This is a genomic window from Actinopolyspora xinjiangensis (assembly GCF_900104475.1).
Taxonomy (GTDB): Bacteria; Actinomycetota; Actinomycetes; order Mycobacteriales; family Pseudonocardiaceae; genus Actinopolyspora; species Actinopolyspora xinjiangensis.
Window position 1 is genome coordinate 1 of the sequence record NZ_FNJR01000005.1, and the last position, 19,942, is coordinate 19,942.

General features: G+C 69.3%; 17 protein-coding genes and 2 rRNA genes. 11 read left to right on the top strand and 8 right to left on the bottom strand.

All coding sequences use genetic code 11. The annotated features are described in order from the left end of the window. From BLQ75_RS23825 to BLQ75_RS08920, 6 genes are all read left to right on the top strand, one after another. A 23S ribosomal RNA gene (locus tag BLQ75_RS23825) occupies nt 1-86 on the top strand; the annotation flags it as partial. Nucleotides 87-198: 112 nt separating this feature from the next. Beyond that, nucleotides 199-316: ribosomal RNA gene (gene rrf, locus BLQ75_RS08900) — 5S ribosomal RNA — on the top strand. A gap of 112 nt (nt 317-428) precedes the next feature. Further along, nucleotides 429-1,280 (top strand): GNAT family N-acetyltransferase, encoded by an 852-nt coding sequence (locus BLQ75_RS08905; protein WP_170837405.1) that lies wholly within the window; start codon nt 429-431, stop codon nt 1,278-1,280. Nucleotides 1,281-1,311: 31 nt separating this feature from the next. Beyond that, complete coding sequence (locus BLQ75_RS08910) at nt 1,312-2,064, top strand: type 1 glutamine amidotransferase (RefSeq protein ID WP_092600579.1); 753 nt, start codon at nt 1,312-1,314, stop codon at nt 2,062-2,064. A 104-nt stretch (nt 2,065-2,168) separates the two neighbouring features. After that, a complete protein-coding gene (locus BLQ75_RS08915; RefSeq protein WP_092600581.1) occupies nt 2,169-5,249 on the top strand; it encodes a bifunctional [glutamine synthetase] adenylyltransferase/[glutamine synthetase]-adenylyl-L-tyrosine phosphorylase in 3,081 nt (1,026 codons plus the stop codon). Between the two features lie 127 nt (nt 5,250-5,376). Beyond that, nucleotides 5,377-6,312: an NADP-dependent oxidoreductase gene (locus BLQ75_RS08920; RefSeq protein ID WP_092600583.1), complete on the top strand. Its 936-nt coding sequence runs from the start codon at nt 5,377-5,379 to the stop codon at nt 6,310-6,312. Nucleotides 6,313-6,631: 319 nt separating this feature from the next. On the opposite strand, the gene glnA is transcribed toward BLQ75_RS08920, so the two are convergent. After that, nucleotides 6,632-8,056, bottom strand: coding sequence for a type I glutamate--ammonia ligase (gene glnA / locus BLQ75_RS08925; RefSeq protein WP_092600585.1), 1,425 nt, complete (start codon nt 8,054-8,056; stop codon nt 6,632-6,634). Between the two features lie 206 nt (nt 8,057-8,262). On the opposite strand from glnA, the gene BLQ75_RS08930 reads away from it, so the two are divergent. Further along, a complete protein-coding gene (locus tag BLQ75_RS08930) occupies nt 8,263-8,718 on the top strand; it encodes an RDD family protein (protein WP_170837406.1) in 456 nt (151 codons plus the stop codon). 151 nt (nt 8,719-8,869) lie between these two features. On the opposite strand, the gene BLQ75_RS08935 is transcribed toward BLQ75_RS08930, so the two are convergent. Further along, the gene (locus tag BLQ75_RS08935; protein ID WP_092600587.1) at nt 8,870-9,595 is read right to left on the bottom strand and encodes a DUF4191 domain-containing protein; all 726 of its coding nucleotides are present in this window, start codon (nt 9,593-9,595) and stop codon (nt 8,870-8,872) included. A 182-nt stretch (nt 9,596-9,777) separates the two neighbouring features. On the opposite strand from BLQ75_RS08935, the gene BLQ75_RS08940 reads away from it, so the two are divergent. Continuing rightward, entirely contained in the window at nt 9,778-11,151 is a 1,374-nt protein-coding gene (locus BLQ75_RS08940) for a molybdopterin-dependent oxidoreductase (RefSeq protein WP_092600995.1), read from the top strand. 1 nt (nt 11,152) lies between these two features. Next, nucleotides 11,153-11,647 (top strand): hypothetical protein, encoded by a 495-nt coding sequence (locus BLQ75_RS08945; protein ID WP_425286446.1) that lies wholly within the window; start codon nt 11,153-11,155, stop codon nt 11,645-11,647. A gap of 72 nt (nt 11,648-11,719) precedes the next feature. Here the strand turns inward: BLQ75_RS08945 and lipA are convergent, their stop codons facing one another. From lipA to BLQ75_RS08960, 3 genes are all read right to left on the bottom strand, one after another. Then, nucleotides 11,720-12,721: a lipoyl synthase gene (lipA, locus tag BLQ75_RS08950; protein WP_043574188.1), complete on the bottom strand. Its 1,002-nt coding sequence runs from the start codon at nt 12,719-12,721 to the stop codon at nt 11,720-11,722. A gap of 139 nt (nt 12,722-12,860) precedes the next feature. Further along, complete coding sequence (locus BLQ75_RS08955) at nt 12,861-13,796, bottom strand: oxidoreductase (protein ID WP_092600589.1); 936 nt, start codon at nt 13,794-13,796, stop codon at nt 12,861-12,863. A 51-nt stretch (nt 13,797-13,847) separates the two neighbouring features. Next, entirely contained in the window at nt 13,848-14,339 is a 492-nt protein-coding gene (locus BLQ75_RS08960) for a hypothetical protein (RefSeq protein WP_092600591.1), read from the bottom strand. Between the two features lie 105 nt (nt 14,340-14,444). Here BLQ75_RS08960 and BLQ75_RS08965 point away from each other — a divergent pair, with 105 nt between their 5' ends. Together BLQ75_RS08965 and BLQ75_RS08970 are read left to right on the top strand one after the other, a co-directional pair. After that, nucleotides 14,445-15,053: a TetR/AcrR family transcriptional regulator gene (locus BLQ75_RS08965; protein ID WP_092600593.1), complete on the top strand. Its 609-nt coding sequence runs from the start codon at nt 14,445-14,447 to the stop codon at nt 15,051-15,053. Nucleotides 15,054-15,106: 53 nt separating this feature from the next. After that, the gene (locus BLQ75_RS08970; RefSeq protein WP_092600595.1) at nt 15,107-16,054 is read left to right on the top strand and encodes an LLM class F420-dependent oxidoreductase; all 948 of its coding nucleotides are present in this window, start codon (nt 15,107-15,109) and stop codon (nt 16,052-16,054) included. 103 nt (nt 16,055-16,157) lie between these two features. Here BLQ75_RS08970 and lipB read toward each other — a convergent pair whose 3' ends face one another. From lipB to sucB, 3 genes are all read right to left on the bottom strand, one after another. Next, complete coding sequence (gene lipB, locus BLQ75_RS08975; RefSeq protein WP_092600999.1) at nt 16,158-16,904, bottom strand: lipoyl(octanoyl) transferase LipB; 747 nt, start codon at nt 16,902-16,904, stop codon at nt 16,158-16,160. Between the two features lie 143 nt (nt 16,905-17,047). Then, a complete protein-coding gene (locus tag BLQ75_RS08980) occupies nt 17,048-17,932 on the bottom strand; it encodes a TIGR01777 family oxidoreductase (protein WP_092600597.1) in 885 nt (294 codons plus the stop codon). 244 nt (nt 17,933-18,176) lie between these two features. Continuing rightward, nucleotides 18,177-19,940 (bottom strand): 2-oxoglutarate dehydrogenase, E2 component, dihydrolipoamide succinyltransferase, encoded by a 1,764-nt coding sequence (gene sucB / locus BLQ75_RS08985; protein WP_092600599.1) that lies wholly within the window; start codon nt 19,938-19,940, stop codon nt 18,177-18,179. Nucleotides 19,941-19,942: the final 2 nt, after the last annotated feature.

Here is a 19,942-nt window from a genome sequence, read left to right on the forward strand (position 1 = left end):
GCAGACGACTGGGTCGATAGGCCCGACATGTACGCACAGCAATGTGTTCAGTGGACGGGTACTAACCCGCCGAACGACGACACCCCCCGCACCCCACAGCAGCACACCCTCGCCACCACTATACGGCTCCCACCCAACCACCACCCCCCATCACCCCAATTGAACACAACCGGCTGGCACACAGCCCCCAACACTTGGGTCGGTGGCCACAGCGGAGGAGACACGCCCGGACCCCATCCCGAACCCGGCAGCTAAGCCCTCCAGCGCCCCAGGTACTGCACCCCCACGGGTGTGGGAGACACGGACACCGCCGACCCAACCCCCCACCGGCCCCACCCCCACCCCGGGGGTGGGGCCGCACTCATACCACCCCCCGGCACCGGAAAAACCGGTTGCCCCCGTGCGCCGGGCTGTCGAGCATGTTGGTCATGCGCGTCGCCCCCCACGATTCGTTCGCCTCGTTCCGGCGGTTCGCCGAACCGTCCTACTTGACCGACCCTGTTCGCCACACCATTCCGGTGACGGTGTTGGCGGAGGCACGCGAATACGAGGCCGGTACGAGTCCTGTGCTGCTCACCTTGCACGAGGCGGGAACCGTCCTCGGAGCCTACTTCCGCACGCCGCCGTTTCCGGGGGACGTCGGAGCCCTGCCGTGCTCGGGTTCGGCTCTCCCCGAGACGGTGGAGGCGCTGCGTGCACACGATCCGGAGCCCGGTTCCCTGCGAGGTCCGGCCGAATTCGTGGACCGGATCTCGGCGGAATGGTGTCGTCAGACCGGAGCTAGCCGCGAGCTCAGAACTCGTCAGCGCCTCTACCGACTGGGCACTCTGGACTTCCCGGTAGAGGTGGACGGAGAGGAGCGTGGTTTCTTCGAGTCCGATGTCACCTGGCTGGCGGACTGGCGTGCGGAGTACGCCAGGGACGCCGGAGACGTCGCGATCGGTACCGAACCCTCCGAGCGGAGACTGCGGTCCTTCATGGACAGCGGACGTGTTCCGGTGCTGTGGTCCGACGGTGTTCGCCCGGTGTCGATGGCCTTCTACACCATCCCGAGGCGCGGGATGTCCAGGATCGGAAACGTCTACACTCCTTCGCGGTTCCGCCGCAACGGATACGGTGCGGCCGTCACGGCATCGGCCGCGAGGCGGGCCTGGCGGGCGGGAGCGAGCCGGATAGTGCTGTTCGCGGACCTGGCCAATCCCACGTCGAACTCCGTCTACCTACGCCTGGGCTTCCGCCCGGTGCACGACACGCACGAGATCGCGCTGCACCCGGTGTGATTCGGACGCCGCTGTTCGTATCCTGGCGGGCATGACCGGAGTGCGGATTCTCGTGGTGCAACCGTCCGAACACGCCCCGATCGGCAGGTTGGGTGAATGGCTCTCGGAGCTCGGGGCCGAACTCGACGTGCTCGATCCGTGGCGCCACGAGCTGCCGGGGACTCCGGAAGAACACTCCGGCCTCGTGGTGCTCGGTGGGGAGACCAACGCTCGGGCGGATCTGGAGCACGCCTGGTTGGCTTCGGCGAGGAAGCTGCTCAGCAGCGCGACCTCCACCGGCATGCCCGTACTGGCGATCGGGCTCGGGGCGCAGCTGTTGGCCACGGCGACCGGTGGTCGGACCGCTCCCCGCCGTGACGGCCCGGAGGCGGGAACCCTGCTGGTCGCGAAGCGGGACGCGGCGGCCGAGGACGTGCTGGTCGGCCCGTTGCCGCTGACCCCCGACGTGTTCCAGTTCCACCGGGACGAGATCAGCACCCTGCCGCCTACCGCTCAGCTGTTGGCTGCCTCGCCGATGGGGGAGAACCAGGCGTTCCGCGTCGGAAGCCGGGCTTACGGCTTCCAGTTCCACATCGAGACCACGCCCGAGATCGTCCGCGGGCTGGCCGAGCGTGATCCGGAGCTCGCCCGGAGCGCGCGTGCCGGGCAGTTCGATCCCGAACACCTCCGCGAGTTCCACGACGACCTCGCCGAGACCTGGCAGCCGGTGGCGCGACGGTTCTTCGAGCTCGCCGCGACTCCGCCCCAGGAAAGAACCACCACCAGGTCCCTTCCGCTGGCCTGATTCCGGTGGGGGCGCTGCCGGGAGGGGATCAACTGTCCCGTTCGTTAAAGGAGAAACCCCACGGCCGGATCCCCACGACCGCTGCTTCGGATTACGGTACGGGCATGGCCCAAGCCAACTGGCAGCGCTCAGGGGCGGTGCCGTCCCCGGCGCGGTACGGATTCAGCGACGTCGAGCGAGCGGAGAACCAGCTCCGCGCGGCCGGTTGGTGGGGGGACAGCGGTCCGCTGCCGGAGGCGGAGGCCGTGCTGGAAACCCTCTCCCGCACGCCCGACCCGGATCTGGCGCTGCACTCGGTGGACAGGTTGCGGGAGTCGTTGGGACGGCAGTGGGGTGAGCTCGTCGAGCGGCTCACCTCCGAAGCCGGGCTGCGCGCCAGACTGCTGGCCGTGCTCGGCTATTCGAGCGCGTTGGCGGACCACCTGGTCGCGCACCCCGACGACTGGCGTCGGCTGGGCGGTGAGGACGTCCGGTGGCGTGGTGTCGACGAGTTCAGCGCCGAGCTGCTGTACAGCGTCGGGGCCGTGGACAGCCCCTCCCCCGAAGGAGGAGTTCCGGAACGGCCGCTGGCCACGGTGGACAGTACCGCCGCGGTCGCTCCGCTGCGGGCGGCCTATCGTGGTCTGCTGCTGGAGATCGCCGCCGTCGACCTGGCGGGTGTGGTCGATCCGAATCTCACCGCTCCCTCCTACGAGGAGGTCACGGGGTGGCTCTCCGACGCGGCTGTCGCGGCGTTGCGCGCGGCGTGGGCCGTGGCCGCCTCCGAACTCTCCGGGCAGCACACGCCCCGGCTGTCGGTGATCGCTATGGGCAAGTGCGGTGGACGGGAGCTGAACTACGTCAGCGACGTCGACGTCGTCTTCGTGGCCGACGCGGAGGAGGACGTCGCTCCGGCGACCCGGCTGGCCAGCACGCTCATGCGCGTCGCGGGGGCGGCCTTCTTCGACGTGGACGCGGCACTGCGGCCGGAGGGCAAGGCCGGTGCGCTGGTACGCACCCTGGACGGGCACCTGAGCTACTACCGCCGCTGGGCCCGCACCTGGGAGTTCCAGGCGCTGCTCAAGGCGCGTCCGGTGGCCGGTGACGTGGAACTCGGCGAGCGCTACTCGGAGGCGCTGCGGCCGCTGGTCTGGACCGCGGCCGAGCGGGAGGACTTCGTCGCCGACGTCCGTTCCATGCGGCAACGCGTGGAGCACCACGTCCCCACCGAACAGGCCGACCGTGAACTCAAACTCGGCAGGGGCGGGTTGCGCGACGTCGAGTTCGCCGTGCAGCTGCTGCAACTGGTGCACGGCAGGGGCGACGAGAACATTCGGTCGCGCTGCACGATGGAGGCGCTCCGGGCGCTGGGGGAACGGGGGTACGTGGCCCGCAGCGACTCCGGTGGCATGGCCGACTCCTACGCTTTCCTGCGGCGGGTGGAGCACCGGCTGCAGTTGCGCAGGTTGCGTCGCACGCACCTGTTCCCTTCCTCGACCGAGCGCACCACGTTGCACCGCCTCGCCCGTTCCCTCGGGTTGCGTTCGCAGGGCAGCCAGGAGGCCGCCGACGTGCTGCTCGGTGAGTACCGCAAGCACAGCAACCGGGTGCGCAGGCTGCACGAGAAGCTCTTCTACCGCCCGCTGCTGGAGTCCGTCGCCAAGGTTCCCACCGAGGCGTTGCGGTTGACGACAGGTGCCGCCGTCGATCGGCTGGCCGCGCTGGGCTACACCTCCCCGGAGGGCGCGCTGCGCCACATCGCCGCGTTGACCTCGGGGATGACCCGCCGTGCCAGTATCCAGGGCACTCTGTTGCCGGTGCTGCTGGACCTGCTGGGGCGCACACCCGATCCGGACGGTGGGTTGCTGGCCTACCGCAACGTCTCCGAGGCGTTGGCCGACACACCCTGGTACCTGCGGTTGCTCCGGGACGAGGCCGTGGTGGCCGAACGACTTGCCTTCCTGCTGGGGACCTCCAAATTGGTCCCGGAACTGCTGGTGCGTGCTCCCGAGGTGCTGCGGTTGTTGGCCGACACCTCCGAGCTGTCGGGGCGGGACCCGGACGAGGTGGCGGGTTCGCTGTGCAGCGCGGTCTCGCGACACGTCGATCCGGAGCGGGCCGCTTCGGCGGCACGTTCGCTTCGGCGGCACGAACTGCTGCGGGTGGCGGCGGGGGATCTGCTCGGTGTGCTCCCGCCGCACGATGTGTTCGCCGCGCTTTCCAGCGTGTGGGTGGCGGTGTTGCAGGCCACGCTGGACGCCGCCATCCGTGACGTGGCGGCCAGGTCGGAGTGGTCCGGTCCGAACGGGGTGGTCAGCGGTGCTGAGCTGCCTGCCCGGATAGCGGTGATCGGAATGGGAAGGCTGGGCGGTGCCGAGCTCGGCTACGGCTCCGACGCCGACGTGATGTTCGTGTGCGAACCCGAGGGGGGAGTGCGGGACAGCACGGCCGTGCGGTTCGCGACGGCGGTGGTCGAGCAGGTGCGCAGGGTACTGGGCAAACCCAGCCAGGACCCGCCGCTGGAGGTGGACACCGACCTCCGGCCGGAAGGCAGGTCGGGACCGTTGGTCCGCACCCTGGACTCCTATCTGAACTACTACCAGCGCTGGGCGCAGGTCTGGGAGGCCCAGGCCCTGCTGCGCGCGCGCCCGGTGGCCGGCGACGCGGAGTTGGGGGAGCGGTTCCGCGCCGCTGTCGATCCGATCCGTTACCCCCGGGGAGGGCTGGATCTCACCAAGGTGCGGGAGATCCGGCGCGTCAAGGCCCGAGTCGACGCCGAACGGTTGCCGCGCGGTGCCGATCCGACGACCCACACCAAGCTGGGACGCGGTGGACTGGCCGACGTGGAGTGGACGCTGCAGTTGTTGCAGCTGCGTTTCGCCGACGAGTTCCCCGAACTGCGCACCACCTCGACCGTGGCCGGGCTGCACGCCTCGATCCGGGCCGGGCTGCTCTCCGAGGAGGACGCCACGACCTTGGAGAACGCGTGGACGCTGGCCATGCGGGCCCGCAACGCCGTGATGCTGGTGCGTGGCAAGGGGAGCGACCAGCTTCCGAAACACTCCCGGGAGCTCAACGCCGTGGCGGCGGCGCTGGGGTATCCGGCGGGTTCGGACGCCGGGCAGGTGCTCGACGACTACCTGCGCGCCACCAGGCGTGCCAGAGCCGTGGTAGAACGGGTCTTCTACGAGGACTCACCGCGTTGATCGGGACTTTCCCGGAGTTCGATTGGCGGATCCCGGTGCCGACAAGACCGGGACGCTCGGGACACGCTTCGACCGGACTGCTCCGAACGTAGGAATAAGAGCCCGAGAAGACGTCGTTGTATCGATTATGAAGGCTATCGCGCTCACCGAATTCGGCGAACCCGACGTTCTTTCGTATCAGGAACTGGACGATCCGCTGGTCGGCCCCGACCGAGTGCTCGTCGAGACGAGGGCAGCGGGGGTGAACCCGGTGGACTGGAAGATCCGCCGCGGTTACCTGCGCGGGCTCTTCCCGCACCACACCCCGTTGATCTCCGGCTGGGACCTGGCCGGAGTGGTGCGGGCCGTCGGCCCCGCCGTCACCGAGTACAAGCCAGGTGACGAGGTCGTGGGGTACGTGCGCGAGGACCACGTGCAGTACGGCACCTACGCGGAACTCGTGGCCGCCCCGGAGCGCACGCTGGCGCACAAGCCGCGCTCGGTGGACTTCGCGCAGGCCGCCGGGCTCCCGTTGGCGGGATTGACCGCGTTGCAGATGCTGCGTGCGGTGGACACCGGTTCCGGTGATTCCGTGCTGGTGCACGCCGCGGCTGGTGGAGTGGGGCATCTGGCGGTGCAGATCGCGTTCGCGCTGGGAGCCTCGCGCGTCATCGGTACGGCCTCGGAACGCAACCACGAGTTCCTGCGGCAGCTGGGCGCGGAGCCGGTCACCTACGGTGCGGGCCTGCCCGAACGCGTCGCGGAACTCGTCGGTGGGGACGGCAAGCTCGACACCGCCGTGGACATGGCGGGGGGAACCGCGCTGCGCGAGACTCCGGGGATTCTGCGGGACAGCACGCGGCACGCCTCGGTGGAGGATCCCGAGACAGTGCTGCAGCAGGGCGGGCACTACGTGTTCGTCCGCCCGGACACCGCCGACCTGACCTGGCTGGGCCAGCTGATCGATCGTGGTGAGCTGCGTGTCGAGGTGCAGCGCACGTTCCCGCTGCGGGAGGCGGCCCAGGCTCACGAACTGCTGGAGCAGGGTCACGTGCGGGGTAAGTTGGCGCTCACCGTCGAGTGATCCGCCCACGAACGCGCCGATAGCGGTCCGGGGAGGTCGGTGTTCCGGCCGCGGAAACCGATCGTCCCCGCCGCTCCGCGTGGTTCCGGCAGGGCCTGGTGGCACGGCGGTGCGGGTCGGCTCTCCACCGGTGCGTCGTCGCCGAACGTCCGAGGGCGCCGTGCACCACGATCGTCCCCGCCTCCGGTGCCCACCGGCGTCATCCGGTACCCGACCGTCTTCGGCCTCTGACGATCTCCGGTGAGGTTCGGGCGGGAGTTCGAACGAAACGGGCCCCGCCGACGGCGGGGCCCGTAGCGCCATGTGCTCGAACCGTCGATCACACGTCGAAGTAGAGCGCGAACTCGTGCGGGTGCGGGCGCAGCCGGATCGGGTCGATCTCGTTCTCGCGCTTGAGCGAGATGAAGTTCTCCAGCAGGTCCTCGGTGAACACGCCGCCCTCCAGCAGGTACTCGTGGTCGGACTCGAGGTTGTCGACCGCCTCGCTGAGGCTGGAGGGAACCTGCGGCACGCTCTTGGCCTCTTCCGGCGGCAGCTCGTAGAGGTCCTTGTCGATCGGGTCCGCGGGCTCGATCTTGTTGCGGATGCCGTCCAGCCCCGCCATCAGCATCGAGGCGAAGCCGAGGTAGGGGTTGCCGGACGGGTCCGGGCAGCGGAACTCGACCCGCTTGGCCTTCGGGTTGGTGCCGGTGATCGGGATGCGCATGCACGCCGAACGGTTCCGCTGCGAGTAGACCAGGTTCACCGGCGCCTCGAAGCCGGGCACCAGGCGGTGGTAGGAGTTCACCGTCGGGTTGGTCAGCGCCAGCAGGCTCGGGGCGTGGTGCAGGATGCCGCCGATGTAGTAGCGCGCCGTGTCCGACAGTCCCGCGTAGCCGGACTCGTCGTGGAACAGCGGCGAGCCCCCCTGCCACAGCGACATGTGGCAGTGCATGCCGGACCCGTTGTCGCCGAACAGCGGTTTCGGCATGAAGGTCACGGTCTTGCCGTGGCGCCACGCGGTGTTTTTGATGATGTACTTGAACAGCTGCAGGTCGTCGGCGGCGTGCAGCATCGTGTTGAACTTGTAGTTGATCTCGGCCTGGCCGCCGGTGCCGACCTCGTGGTGGGCCCGCTCCACCTCGAACCCGGCCTTGGCGAGCTCGGTGGTCATCTCGTTGCGCAGGTCGGCGAAGTGGTCGTACGGCGAGACGGGGAAGTAGCCGCCCTTGTAGCGGGTCTTGTAACCCAGGTTCCCGCCGTCCTCGGCGCGGCCGGTGTTCCACCAGCCCTCGATCGAGTCGACCTCGTGGAACGAGGAGTTCGCGTCCTCGGAGTAGCGCACCGAGTCGAAGATGTAGAACTCCGCCTCGGAGGCGAAGAAGGCGGTGTCGGCGATGCCGGACTCGCTCAGGTACTGCTCCGCCTTGCGGGCGATGTTGCGCGGGTCGCGGCTGTAGGGCTCCAACGTGAACGGGTCGTGCACGAAGAAGTTGAGGATCAGCGTCTTCTCGATCCGGAACGGGTCGATACGGGCCGTGTACGGGTCGGGCAGCAGCAGCATGTCCGACTCGTGGATCGACTGAAAACCACGCACCGAAGAACCATCGAAGGCCAGCCCTTCGGTGAAGGTGTCGTGGTCGAACGCCGAAGCGGGGACGGTGAAGTGCTGCATGACGCCCGGCAGGTCGCAGAACCGAACATCGACGAACTTCACGCCCTCGTCGGAGATGAAGCGTAGGACCTCGTCTGGATTCTTGAACACCCTCGATGGCTCCTTCACGCGTTGGTACCGCTCACCGGGGCAGTTCCGCGCCGCCGGCTCGGGAACGACATTAGGGTCGGGGTGTTGCCCGGTCGTCACTCGCGTGTTTCGCCGACGTTAACGAAACAGTTCGTTTCATTTTCGATGCCGAACCGGGTGTGGCCGGGCCTCGTCGGCCGCGTCCGAACGCCCCGTATGCTGGTCATGTGGGTAGAATACTCGGTTCCTGGCTCTCCGGCCCCGCTGCCGTGCGGGAGTCGGGAGAACCGGAGCAACGCTGGCGCGGCGAACGTCTCGGGCTGCCCGAACAGGGGTCCGGGGCCGTAGCGCCCACCGGGCGGCGCGCGCTGGGATTTCTGGTCGACATCGTGCTCGCGGCGCTGGTGGCCGGGCTCTTCACCGCACCGGAGCTCCCCGGTAACTGGAGTCTGCTGTCGTGGACGCTGATCACGGTGCTGCCCGTCGCGTTCTTCGGGTTCACACCCGGAATGGCCGTGGCGCGAGTCTGGGTGGCCCGGGTGGACGGCACCCCCGCCGTGGGGCTGCCCCGTGCGCTGCTTCGCTGCGTGCTGACGGCGGTGATCGTACCGGCGGTGTTGTGGAACATGGACGGTCGCTCGTGGCACGATCGACTCAGCGGCACCGTGGTGCTGCGCCGTTGACCAGCCGTTGACCAGGGGCGATGCCGCCCTCGGTGGCTACAGTGCCCGCTGGTGACACGATGGTGAACCGCTTCACTCATTCGGGGGAAGCGAGTGATCCGCTCGTCATCGAGCGGAAAGCGCGGCACGCGCCGCGCTCTGCCGTGCTCCGTTACTTCCTGCGGCTCGCGCGCTGCATGTTGCGCATCTTCGCGCCCTGCGGGGCCGGTCCCTTCGGCATCGGGTTCGCCCTGTTGCCCAGCGCCTCGAGCTGTTTCTCCAACGAGTCGATCTGCCCGGCGTTGATGTTGCGGGGCAGCTTCATGATGTTGGACTGCAGCTTGCGCAGCGGAACCTGCTCCTGCCCGTCGCCGACCATGATCTCGTAGATGGGGGTGTCGCCGACCAGGCGCGAGATCCGCTTCTTCTCCTGGGCCATCAGGTTCTTGACCCGGTGGGGTTCCCCTTCGCCGACCAGCACGATGCCCGGTTTGCCCACCACCCGGTGGACCGCGTCCAGCTGGCTGGTCCCGGTGACGCCCTGGGTCAGTTCCCACTTGCCGCGCATGTTCTCCAGCGCCCATCCCGCGGCCCCTGGCTGGCCACTGGCCTTGCTGTAGACGTTGCGCTGCACACGTCTGCCGAACACGATCACCGCGCCCAACGCGCCGAACGCGACGCCCACGGGCAGGAAGAACCACTCCAGCCCCCAGACGAGACCGAGCAGGAACGCGACCACTGCCGCACCGAGCAGTACCGCCAGCATGAGCGGTACGAGCAGCCGGTCCTCCCGGCGTTGCATCTTGAACGCCTCGAACAGCTGTTTAAAACGACCGCTCGACGCCTGCCGTTTCTGTTTGGCCGCTTCCTTCTTGGCGGCCCGGTCCTGCTTGGCCATAGCACCAGGATACGGCGGAGCCTCAGGAGCACGTCCATACGGTCTCCGGGGTTTCCACTCCGAAAATGCCCCGGTCGGGCACCGCGTCGTCCTACACTGCCCTCCGGAACCCTCACCCGGAGGTGCCGCAGGTGTGCCTGGCCGCCCCTTACCAGCTGGAAGCCACTTTCCATGCCGTCGGGATGTCCCCACCACCCCCGGCGCTCGCCGAGTCCGCTCCGCCCGCGACAGGGCGGCGTGATCCCCTGGAGGAATCGGAGTTCGGTTTCCCTGCGGGGGTGTGGCGCTCGTTGACCCGGCTCCGTCCCTCGGGGGCGCGCAGGGCTCGGACATGGCGCAGCCCGTTGCGAGGTCCCTGGCTGACCTCGGTTCTCGGCGCGGTGCTGCTGGTGAGCCTGCCGCTGGTGACCATCACCGGTCTGCTCTCCTACATCGCTTACGGGCCACAGTTCGGCCAGGCCTTTCCCCGGGAGGTCGGCTGGCTGCGGTTGCCCCCGTTCGAGTGGCCCACCAGCCCTGCCTGGTTGTACGTGTTGAACCAGGGGACGCACGTGATCCTCGGGCTGGTGCTCATCCCGGTGGTGCTGGCCAAGCTCTGGTCGGTGGTCCCGAAACTGTTCGAATGGCCGCCGGCCCGTTCCCCCGCGAAGCTCCTGGAGCGCCTCTCGCTGCTGTTGCTGGTCGGCGGTGTGCTGTTCGAGATCGTGACCGGGGTGCTCAACATCCAGTACGACTACGTGTTCGGGTTCAGCTTCTACACCGCTCACTACTACGGCGCCTGGGTGTTCATCGCGGGGTTCGTGGTGCACGTCGCTGTCAAGCTTCCCCACATGGTCACCGCGCTGCGTTCCCGCTCCCTGCGTTCCGAGCTGCGCACCTCCAGAAGCGCGACGCGTCCGGAGCCGCTGGACAGCACCGGCCTGGTGGCGGCCGAACCGGCCGCTCCCACGATGGGTCGTCGCGGTGCGCTCGGTCTGGTCGGAGCCGGATCGCTGCTGCTGGGGGTGCTCAGCATCGGCCAGGTGGTGGGCGGGCCCGTGCGGCGGACCGCCCTGCTGTTGCCCCGCGGCAGAACGCCGGGGTCGGGGCCCAACGACTTCCAGGTCAATCGCACCGCGGCCGCGGCGCGGATCGACCCGGGCGAGACCGGAGAAGAGTGGCGGCTCGTGCTGCGGTCCCCGACCGGCCGAAGGAGGTTCTCCCGCCGGGAGCTGCTGGCCATGCCGCAGCACACCGCGACCCTGCCGATAGCCTGCGTGGAGGGCTGGGCCACGACCCAGCGCTGGAGCGGGGTGCGGCTGCGGGACCTGGCGGAGCTGGCCGGCAACCCCGTCCCGGGGTGGGCCAGGGTGAGTTCGGTCGAGACCATCGGTGCGTTCCGGGCCGCGACACTACAGGCCAACCAGGTGCTCGATCCCGACGCGCTGTTGGCCCTGCGGGTTAACGGCGTCGACCTGTCCATGGACCACGGTTATCCGGCCCGGGTGATAGTCCCCGCGTTACCGGGGGTGCACAACACCAAGTGGGTGCGCGACATCGAGTTCGGGAGCGATTGAGGTGTCCGCTGTGCTGCGACGGTTCTCAACGGCCTACGGTGCGGGCCCCGCCCGGCTGCTGGTGGTGTCCGGGGCGTTCGCGCTGACCGGTTACGTGGTGCTGTTGCTCCTGCCGAATCCGAGCGCCACCCGCATGCTGGTCTGGTTCCTGGCCGCGGTGGTGCTGCACGACCTGGTGCTGTTCCCCGTCTACGCCGCCGCGGACCGACTGCTCCAGCTGGGAGCGGGAGCGCTTCGGAGAGGAGAAGAAGGGCCCGGCCCGGTGAACTACCTACGCCTGCCGGTGCTCGGCTCCGGCCTGTTGCTGCTGGTGTTCCTGCCCGGGATCATCAGACAGGGGGCGTTCACCTACCACGCGGCCACCGGGCAGACCCAACAGCCCTTCCTGGGGCGCTGGCTGTTACTGACCGCAGCGATGTTCGCGGTCTCGGGCCTGTGCTACCTGATCCGCACTCTGCGCACCCGACGTGCCGGAACCGGCCGTGGCGGACGCTGATCCCCGCCACGGCCGCACGGCTCCAACCAGGACCGGCCCCTCGTGTCGTCCGACAGGAGCCGGTGCCGGGGGTCAGCGCGAGAGCAGGTTGCTGGCCTCCTGTGCGGCCGTGCCCGCCTGCGCCAGGTGGGCGAGGTTCTCCGGCAGCGGCATGCCGCGGTGCTCGGTCGCCTTGGCGTAGAGGCGCCCGGCCCGGTAGCTGGAGCGCACCAGCGGACCCGCCATGACGCCGGGGAACCCGATGCGCTCGGCGGCCTTGGTGTGCTCCACGAACTCCTCGGGCTTGACCCAGCGGTCCACCGGATGGTGCCGGGGGCTGGGGCGCAGGTACTGCGTGATGGTGATGATGTCGCAGCCGGCCTCGTGCAGGTCGCGCAACGCCGGCTCGACCTCCTCCGGCGTCTCGCCCATGCCGAGGATGAGATTGGACTTGGTCACCAGCCCCGCCTCGCGGGCGAGGGTGAGTACCTTCAGCGAACGGTCGTAGCGGAACGCCGGGCGCATCCGCTTGAACACGCGCGGCACGGTCTCGACGTTGTGCGCGAGAACCTCGGGGCGGGAACCGAACACCTCGGCCAGTTGGTCGGGTTCGGCGTTGAAGTCGGGGATCAGCAGCTCGACGCCCGTGCCGGGGTTGAGCTCGTGGATCCGCCGCACCGTCTCCGCGTAGAGCCACGCACCGCCGTCGTCCAGATCGTCCCTGGCGACACCGGTCACGGTCGAGTAGCGCAGCCCCATGGCCTGTACCGACTCGGCGACCTTCCGGGGTTCGGTGGTGTCGAGCTCGGCCGGTTTGCCCGTGTCGATCTGGCAGAAGTCGCACCGACGGGTGCACTGGTCACCGCCGATGAGGAACGTGGCCTCCCGGTCCTCCCAGCACTCGAAGATGTTGGGGCAGCCCGCCTCCTCGCAGACGGTGTTGAGGCCCTCGCGTCGCACCAGCCCTTTGAGCTCCTGGTACTCCGGGCCCATGCGAGCGCGCGTTTTGATCCAGGACGGCTTCTTCTCGATCGGCGTCTGACTGTTGCGGACCTCGAGCCGCAACATCTTCCGCCCCTCCGGTGCCACAGTCACGGGGACAGGCTACGCCTCGTCCACCGGGGAACGACAATGACCGAGCTCACCCGTATCTCCCCCCCCCAGGGGGCGCTCGGCGGCGGCGAGACGCCCCGGACGGGGGCTCGGTACGTGGTCCCATCGGGGAGACCGAGGTTCAGGTGGGCTCGGGAGTGACCCCGGTCAGCTCGGCCGTGAGCTCCCACAGCCGCGACGCGCTGGCGTCGTCGCGTGCCGCGGGACTGAGCCTGGCGCGTTTGGGGTGGCCGCGTGTCTCGGCCAGCCGGGCGGGGCCGAAGTAGTCCCCGCCGCGTACGCCCGGTGCGGTGGCGGCGTACAACTGGGGCAGCGCTCCGAGCTCCACCCGCTGGGTGATCAGGGCGTTTCCCCTGCTCACGAGTTCGCCGACGAACGAGGGCAGCGCGCGCTGCCGCGCGGAGTTCGGAGCCAGCTGCGTCTCGGTCGTGCCGGGGTGCGCGGCCGCGCTGACGACGTCGAGTCCCGCGGCTCGGACTCTGGAGTCGAGTTCCCTGCTGAACATCAGGTTCGCCAGCTTCGACTGGGAGTACGCCCGCAGCGGGGAGTACCGGCGGTGCAGGAAGTTCGGGTCCGAGATGTCCAGCCCGTTGCCGTGGTGCGCGAGGCTGGACAGCGTCACCACCCGGGGCTTCTCCCCGCCGCGCAACGCGGGCATCAGCAGCCACGTCAACGCGGCGTGTCCGAGGTGGTTGGTTCCGAACTGCAGTTCGAACCCGTCGGTGGTGCGGCGCGGGGGAGTGGCCATCACCCCCGCGTTGTTCATCAGCACTTCGAGGCGGTCGTCGGTGCGTTCGCGGACCCGGGAAGCCGCCTCGCGCACCGAGCCCAGACTCGCGAGGTCGAGCTCGACGAGCTCGGGGGGTACGTGTGCGGCTTGCCCGACCTGTTCGACCGCTCGCCGCCCGCGTTCGGGATCCCGACACCCGAGCAGCACCCGGGCACCTCGGGCGGCCATGACGCGCGCGCTGTACAGCCCCAGCCCGGAGTTGGCGCCGGTGATCAGCACGGTCCGCCCGGACTGGTCCGGCACGGCTGATTCGTCCCACTTGGTCATGGCCGCATTTCTATATCCCACCGGGTTCTCGAACAAACTTCGGTTGTTCGTTCAGACCGTCACCGGTAGCGGGAATTCCGCCTCCGGGCGTTCCGAGGAGTGCAGTAGCCGGAGCAGTGCCGCACCGGAACGGCTGATCTCGGTTTCGGGTTCGGAGTGCTCGGCCAGTCCACCGGTCAGAGCCAGAAGCCGCCGCTCCCGTTCCACGGCCCGGCGCAGTTCGCCCTCGGGGGCGGTCACGTGCCGATCCAGCACCTCGCGCAGCACGGGGTTGGCGGTGGCCGTGTCCTGCCAGGCCCGCCGTACCGCCTCCAGGCGGTCGCCGCCGCGCCCGCCGCACTCGCCCAGCCGCGCGTCGAGTCGCCCCGTCAACTGCTGCGTCCATTTGTGCTGCAGCGCGCACAACAGCTGTTCCCGGTCGTCGAAGACGTCCGACAGCTCGTCGTGCGCGCGGGGGTCCGGTAGTTGTTCCGGGGTCTTCGCGAGTCGCTCCAGCAGGAATCGGATCGCTGCCTGCCTGCGGTGGAACTGCTGCCAGGACATGCCTACCTCGCAAGTGGCCGTACCTGTGGTGTGTGGCATACCGACGGTATGTCGGTTGTGACCAAAAGTATCAGCTCGTACATACCGGCGGTATGGTGAAGCGATGTGAGTAGGGCGACAGAGCGACCTCGCCGGGTCGAGTACTCGGAATCCACCCGTGCCGCGCTGGTGGAGTCCGCCATCACGCTGTTCACCGAACGCGGCTACGCCCGGGCGTCGTTGGACGAGATCACCGGCCGGGCCCGCGTGACCAAGGGCGCCCTCTACCACCACTTCGGTGGCAAGCGTGCGCTGTTCGAGGCCGCCTTCGAGGCCGTCGAGATCGGTGTGGTCACCCGGCTGTCCGACGTGATGCCGGGGGAGAACGACCCTTGGGAGGAGTTGCGTGCCGGACTCGACGCCTTCCTCCGCGTCTGCCTGGAAGCTCCCTTCCAGCGGATCGTCGCCCAGGAAGGTCCCGTGGTGCTGGGTTACCAGCGCTGGTACGACCTCGGGGAGCGCTACACCTTCGGGCTGGTGCGCGCGAGCGTGCAGCGACTGGTGAGCACCGGGCGCATCGAGGGCACGATGTCCGTGGACGTGCTGGCTCGGGTGATCTTCGGTGGTCTCGCTTCCGGCGCCGCGACCATAGCCGGATCGGACGATCCCAACCGGACCAGCGTGGAGGTGGGTGAGGCCCTGGAGCGACTGCTGCGCGGGCTGCGTGACGGTTGAGCGGAGCCCCGGCACGCCGCGCCCGTACCTCGGGAGCCGGTTAGCCTCGGGACGTGACCGAGGAATTCAAGCTCAGAATCTTCACCGAACCCCAGCAGGGGGCCACTTACGACGATCTGCTCCGGGTCGCCCGCACCGCGGAGGCGGCGGGCTACGACGCCTTCTTCCGCTCCGACCACTATCTGCGGATGGGGGAATCCAGCGGTCTGCCGGGACCGACCGACGCATGGCTGACACTGGCCGGGCTGGCGCGGGAGACCTCCCGGCTACGGTTGGGAACCCTGATGAGCGCCGCGACGTTCCGCCTTCCCGGGCCGCTGGCCGTGTCGGTGGCGCAGGCCGACCAGATGTCCGGCGGACGTATCGAGTTCGGGCTCGGCAGCGGCTGGTACGAGGAGGAGCACACGGCCTACGGCATCCCCTTCCCGCCGCTGAAGGAGCGTTTCGAGCGTTACAGCGAGCAGCTGGAGATCATCACCGGTCTGTGGGCCACCCCGGAGGGGGAGACCTTCGACCACTCGGGAACCCACTACCGGCTCAGCGAGTCGCCCGCGCTGCCGAAGCCGGTGCAGCGGCCCCGGCCACCCGTCCTGATCGGGGGAGGGGGCAAGAAGAGGACGCCGGAGCTCGCGGCCAGGTTCGCCGACGAGTTCAACCTGCCGTTCGTCGACCAGGAGACCGCGGCGGCACAGTTCGAACGGGTCGGCCGGGCCTGCGCCGAGATCGACCGGGACCCGGCGGAGATAGTGCGCTCGGCCGCGCTGGTCCTCTGCGTGGGCAAGGACGAGGCCCAGGTCGCACGGCGCGCCGAGGCCATCGGTCGTGACGTGACCGAACTCCGCGCCAACGGGCTCGCCGGAACTCCCGCCGAGGTGGTGGACAAGATCGGTCAGTGGCGGCGGAACACCGGTATCACCAGGCTGTACCTGCAGGTGCTCGACCTGTCGGACCTGGATCACATCGAGCTGGTCGCCTCCGAGGTGGCGAGCGGGCTCGACTGACGGAGATCCCGCCGGGGCGGCTTCGCCGCGACGGGTGCGGTGGGCGAGCGTCGTTCGCTCACCGCACCCGAGCCGGTGTGTTCGTTCCGCGACCGGCGGCGGGTCAACGCAGTTCGGGGTCCAGCGCGAACGTCACGCCCGCCGGTGCCTCCTGCTGCTTCCTGACGTCGCACTCGGTGACCGGGAGCGTTCCCTCCAGCGCCTCCGGAACGGCCTCGCGCACCAGGGGGAGTGCCTCGGCCACCGTGACGTCCCTGCCGAGCTCGGCCGAGAGCGAAGTGACTCCGGCATCGCTGATTCCGCAGGGAACTATCCGATCGAATTCGGCCATGTCGGCGTCGCAGTTCAACTCCAACCCGTGCATGGTCACGCCGCGCTGCACCCGAATCCCGATCGCCGCGATCTTGCGTTCGGGCCGTTCACCGTCGGCGGCGAGCCACACCCCGCTGCGTCCTTCGACTCGACCGGTCCGCAGTCCGAACCGCTCGCATACCCGGATCAGGGCCTGCTCCAGCCTGCGCACGTAGTCGACCACATCGACCGGGTCGGCCAGTCGCAGGATCGGATAGCCGACCAGCTGACCGGGGCCGTGCCAGGTGATCTTCCCGCCCCGGTCCACGTCGATCACCGGGGTGCCGTCCCGAGGCCGGTCCTCCGGCTCGGTTCGTTTTCCGGCGGTGTACACCGAGGGGTGTTCGAGCAGCAGCAGGGTGTCCGGGCCGGTTCCCTCGGCGCGGGCAGTGGCCAGTTCCTGCTGGCGTCGCCAAGCCGTCAGATAGTCGATCGTGCCAAGCTCGTGCACCTCGATCGGCTGGCCCGAGGCTCGGCACGAGGTTTCACCGTGACTCACGGACGCCACCCTACCGCTGACGGACGCCACCCTACCGCCGGCCGCGCCACCCGCCACGGCGCAGTCTTCCCGGAATCGCCGTTCCACGTGGGAAGAGCGGAGGATGAGAGAGCGAGTTTCCCGATATATCGTGTGAGTGCCGATCAGGCTGAGACCGCCGCTCCGAGCGCGGAACGCACCGTCCGGTGCTGGAAGGTGAAGCCGTGCTCCTCCAACACCGAGGGAACCGCCCGCTGCCCGGTCAGCGCGACCTCCTGAGCGAACTCGCCGAGCACCGCCCGCATCGCGAATCCGGGGATGATCCACGGTGCCGGGCGGCCGAGAGCCTCGCCCAGCGCCCTGGTGAACTCAGCGTTGCTGACCGGTTCGGGGCCGGTCATGTTGACCGGCCCCGAGATCCGGGGGTTCTCCAGCACGAACCTGATGGCGGATATCTCGTCGTCCAACGAGATCCAGGGCATGTACTGCGTGCCGTCGCCGAGCCTGCCTCCGAGCATGAACGAGAACAGCGGTTTGAGCTGACCGAGCAGACCTCCGGAAGGCGCCAGCACGGGGCCGGTGCGCAGCCGAACCACCCGTGCGGGGGCCGCCGCCTCGGCGGCGGCTTCCCAACGCTGGCACAGATCGGCGAGGAAACCACTGCCGGGGCCCGCCGCTTCGGTGATCACTCTGCCGCCCGTGTCACCGTAGAAATCCACGCCGGAGGCGTTGATCAGCGTCGGAACACCGCGTTCTCCGATCGCCTCGGCCAGCACGGCGGTCGGTCGGGTCCGAGAGCGGAGCAGTTCCCGCTTGCGCTCGGCGGTCCACCTCTTGCCACCGAGCGGAGCACCGCACAGGTTGATCACGGCGTCGGTGCCGTCCAGGGTGCCCTCCTCGATCACCCCGGTCTCGGGGTCCCAGCCACGTTCGTCCGGGGCCTTCGAGTCGCGCCGCACCAGACGTATCACCTCGTGGCGGGCGTGCCGGAGGGCGGGCACGAGATGGCTTCCGAGCAGGCCGGATGATCCGGCGATTACCACACGCATGCCCCGATCCTGTCGCAATGATCGCCAAAGTGCGAGATACTCACTCGATCAGGTGGGGAAACTGTCGTCTCCCGTGGAGCTCCGGCGCGCGAGCCCGCTCCGGACCGGGACGGCTCGAGACCCGGCCGGGTCCGTGCCCCAGCAGGAGACCCGTGGATGAGGAACGGGGCCGCCCACCGAAGTGGACGGCCCCGGGAAGCCGTACCTGGACGGCCACGTCACCGGCCGTGCGAGGCCCGCGAGCTCACAGCCCGAGATCGGCGTCGAAGGCGCCCTCCTCGAGCCGTTGCTTGACGGTGTTGAGGAAACGCGCGGCGTCGGCACCGTCGACGAGTCGGTGGTCGTAGGACAGCGCCAGGTAGGCCATGGAGCGGATGGCGATGGTGTCGCCGCCCGCCTCGTCGGAGACGACCACGGGTCGCTTGACCACGGCGCCGGTTCCCAGCATCCCCACCTGTGGCGGATTCAGGATCGGGGTGTCGAACAGGGCGCCGCGACTGCCGGTGTTGGTCAGCGTGAACGTGCCCCCGGACAACTCGTCCGGCTTGATCCTGTTGTCCCGGGTCCGCTCGGCCACGTCGGCGATCTTGCGGGCGAGCCCGCCCAGGTTGAGGTCACCGGCGTCGTGGATGACGGGAGTCAGCAGTCCCCGGTCGGTGTCCACGGCGACCGACAGGTGCTCGGCGCCGTGGTAGGTGATCTCCTTGGCCTCCTCGTTGATGGAGGCGTTCAGCTTGGGGTGCAGCTTGAGCGCTTCCACCGTGGCCTTGGCGAAGAAGGGGAGGAAGGAAAGCCTGACCCCTTCGGAGGCCTCGAAGTCGTCCTTGGCGCGCTGGCGCAACCGGGCGATCCGGGTGACGTCGACCTCGATGACGGTGGTCAGCTGGGCCGCCGTCTGCAGCGAGTCCACCATCCGCTGGGCGAGCACCTGCCGCAGCCGCGACATCTTCTGGGTGGTGCCGCGCAGCGTCCTGTCCTCAGGCGAGGGCTCCTGCCCCGCGGCGGAGGTGGCGGGTTCGGTGGTGGGAGCGGCGGCGGGCTGCGACGCGGTTCGCTCACCGCTCGACCGCTGCGCGATGGCCGCCTGCACGTCCTGCTTGCGGATGCGCCCCCCGACTCCGGTGCCCCGCAACGTGTTCAGGTCGATGCCGTGCTCGTTGGCCAGCTTGCGCACCAGCGGGGTCACGTAGGGTGCCGAACTCTCGGAGCCCGTGGCCTCGGAGGTCTGCTGCGCCGGAGCTTGCTGCGTGGGAGCCGGTTGCGCGCTGGGGGGCGCGGGGGCCGGAGACGGCTCCGCCCGCTGCGCGGACTGCGGCTCGGTGGGTTGCGGCGGTTCCGGAGCCGGTGCGGGGGTCGGTTCGGGAGCGGGCGTCGAGGCGGGCTGGCCAGCCGGTGCCGCCGACTGGTCGCCGACCACCGCGAGCTTGGCGCCGACCTCGACGGTGTCGTCCTCACCGGCCGACAGTTCCAGGATCGTGCCCGCCACCGGAGAGGGAACCTCGGTGTCGACCTTGTCGGTGGAGACTTCCAGGAGGGGTTCGTCGACCTCGACGGTGTCGCCGACCTGTTTGAGCCACCGGGTGATCGTGCCCTCGCTGACGCTCTCACCGAGTGCCGGCATGTGTACGTCGGTGCCCTGCGCGGGCCGCTCGGCCGTGGGCTGGGACGACGGCTCGGGGGTCGGCTCCGTTCGGGGCGCGGCGGCCGGTTCCTCCGACCCGGGCGAGGGTTGTTCGGCAGCCGGTTGTTGCTGCGGTGCGGCCTGCTCACCGCTGTCCCCGATCAGCGCGAGTTCGCCGCCGACCTCGACGGTGTCGTCCTCGCTGGCGATGATCTGCTGGATCACCCCAGCCGCGGCGGAGGGAAACACGGTGTCGACCTTGTCGGTGGAGACTTCCAGGAGGGGTTCGTCGACCTCGACGGTGTCGCCGACCTGTTTGAGCCACCGGGTGATCGTGCCCTCGCTGACGCTCTCACCGAGTGCCGGCATCTGGACGGAGAAGGCCATCT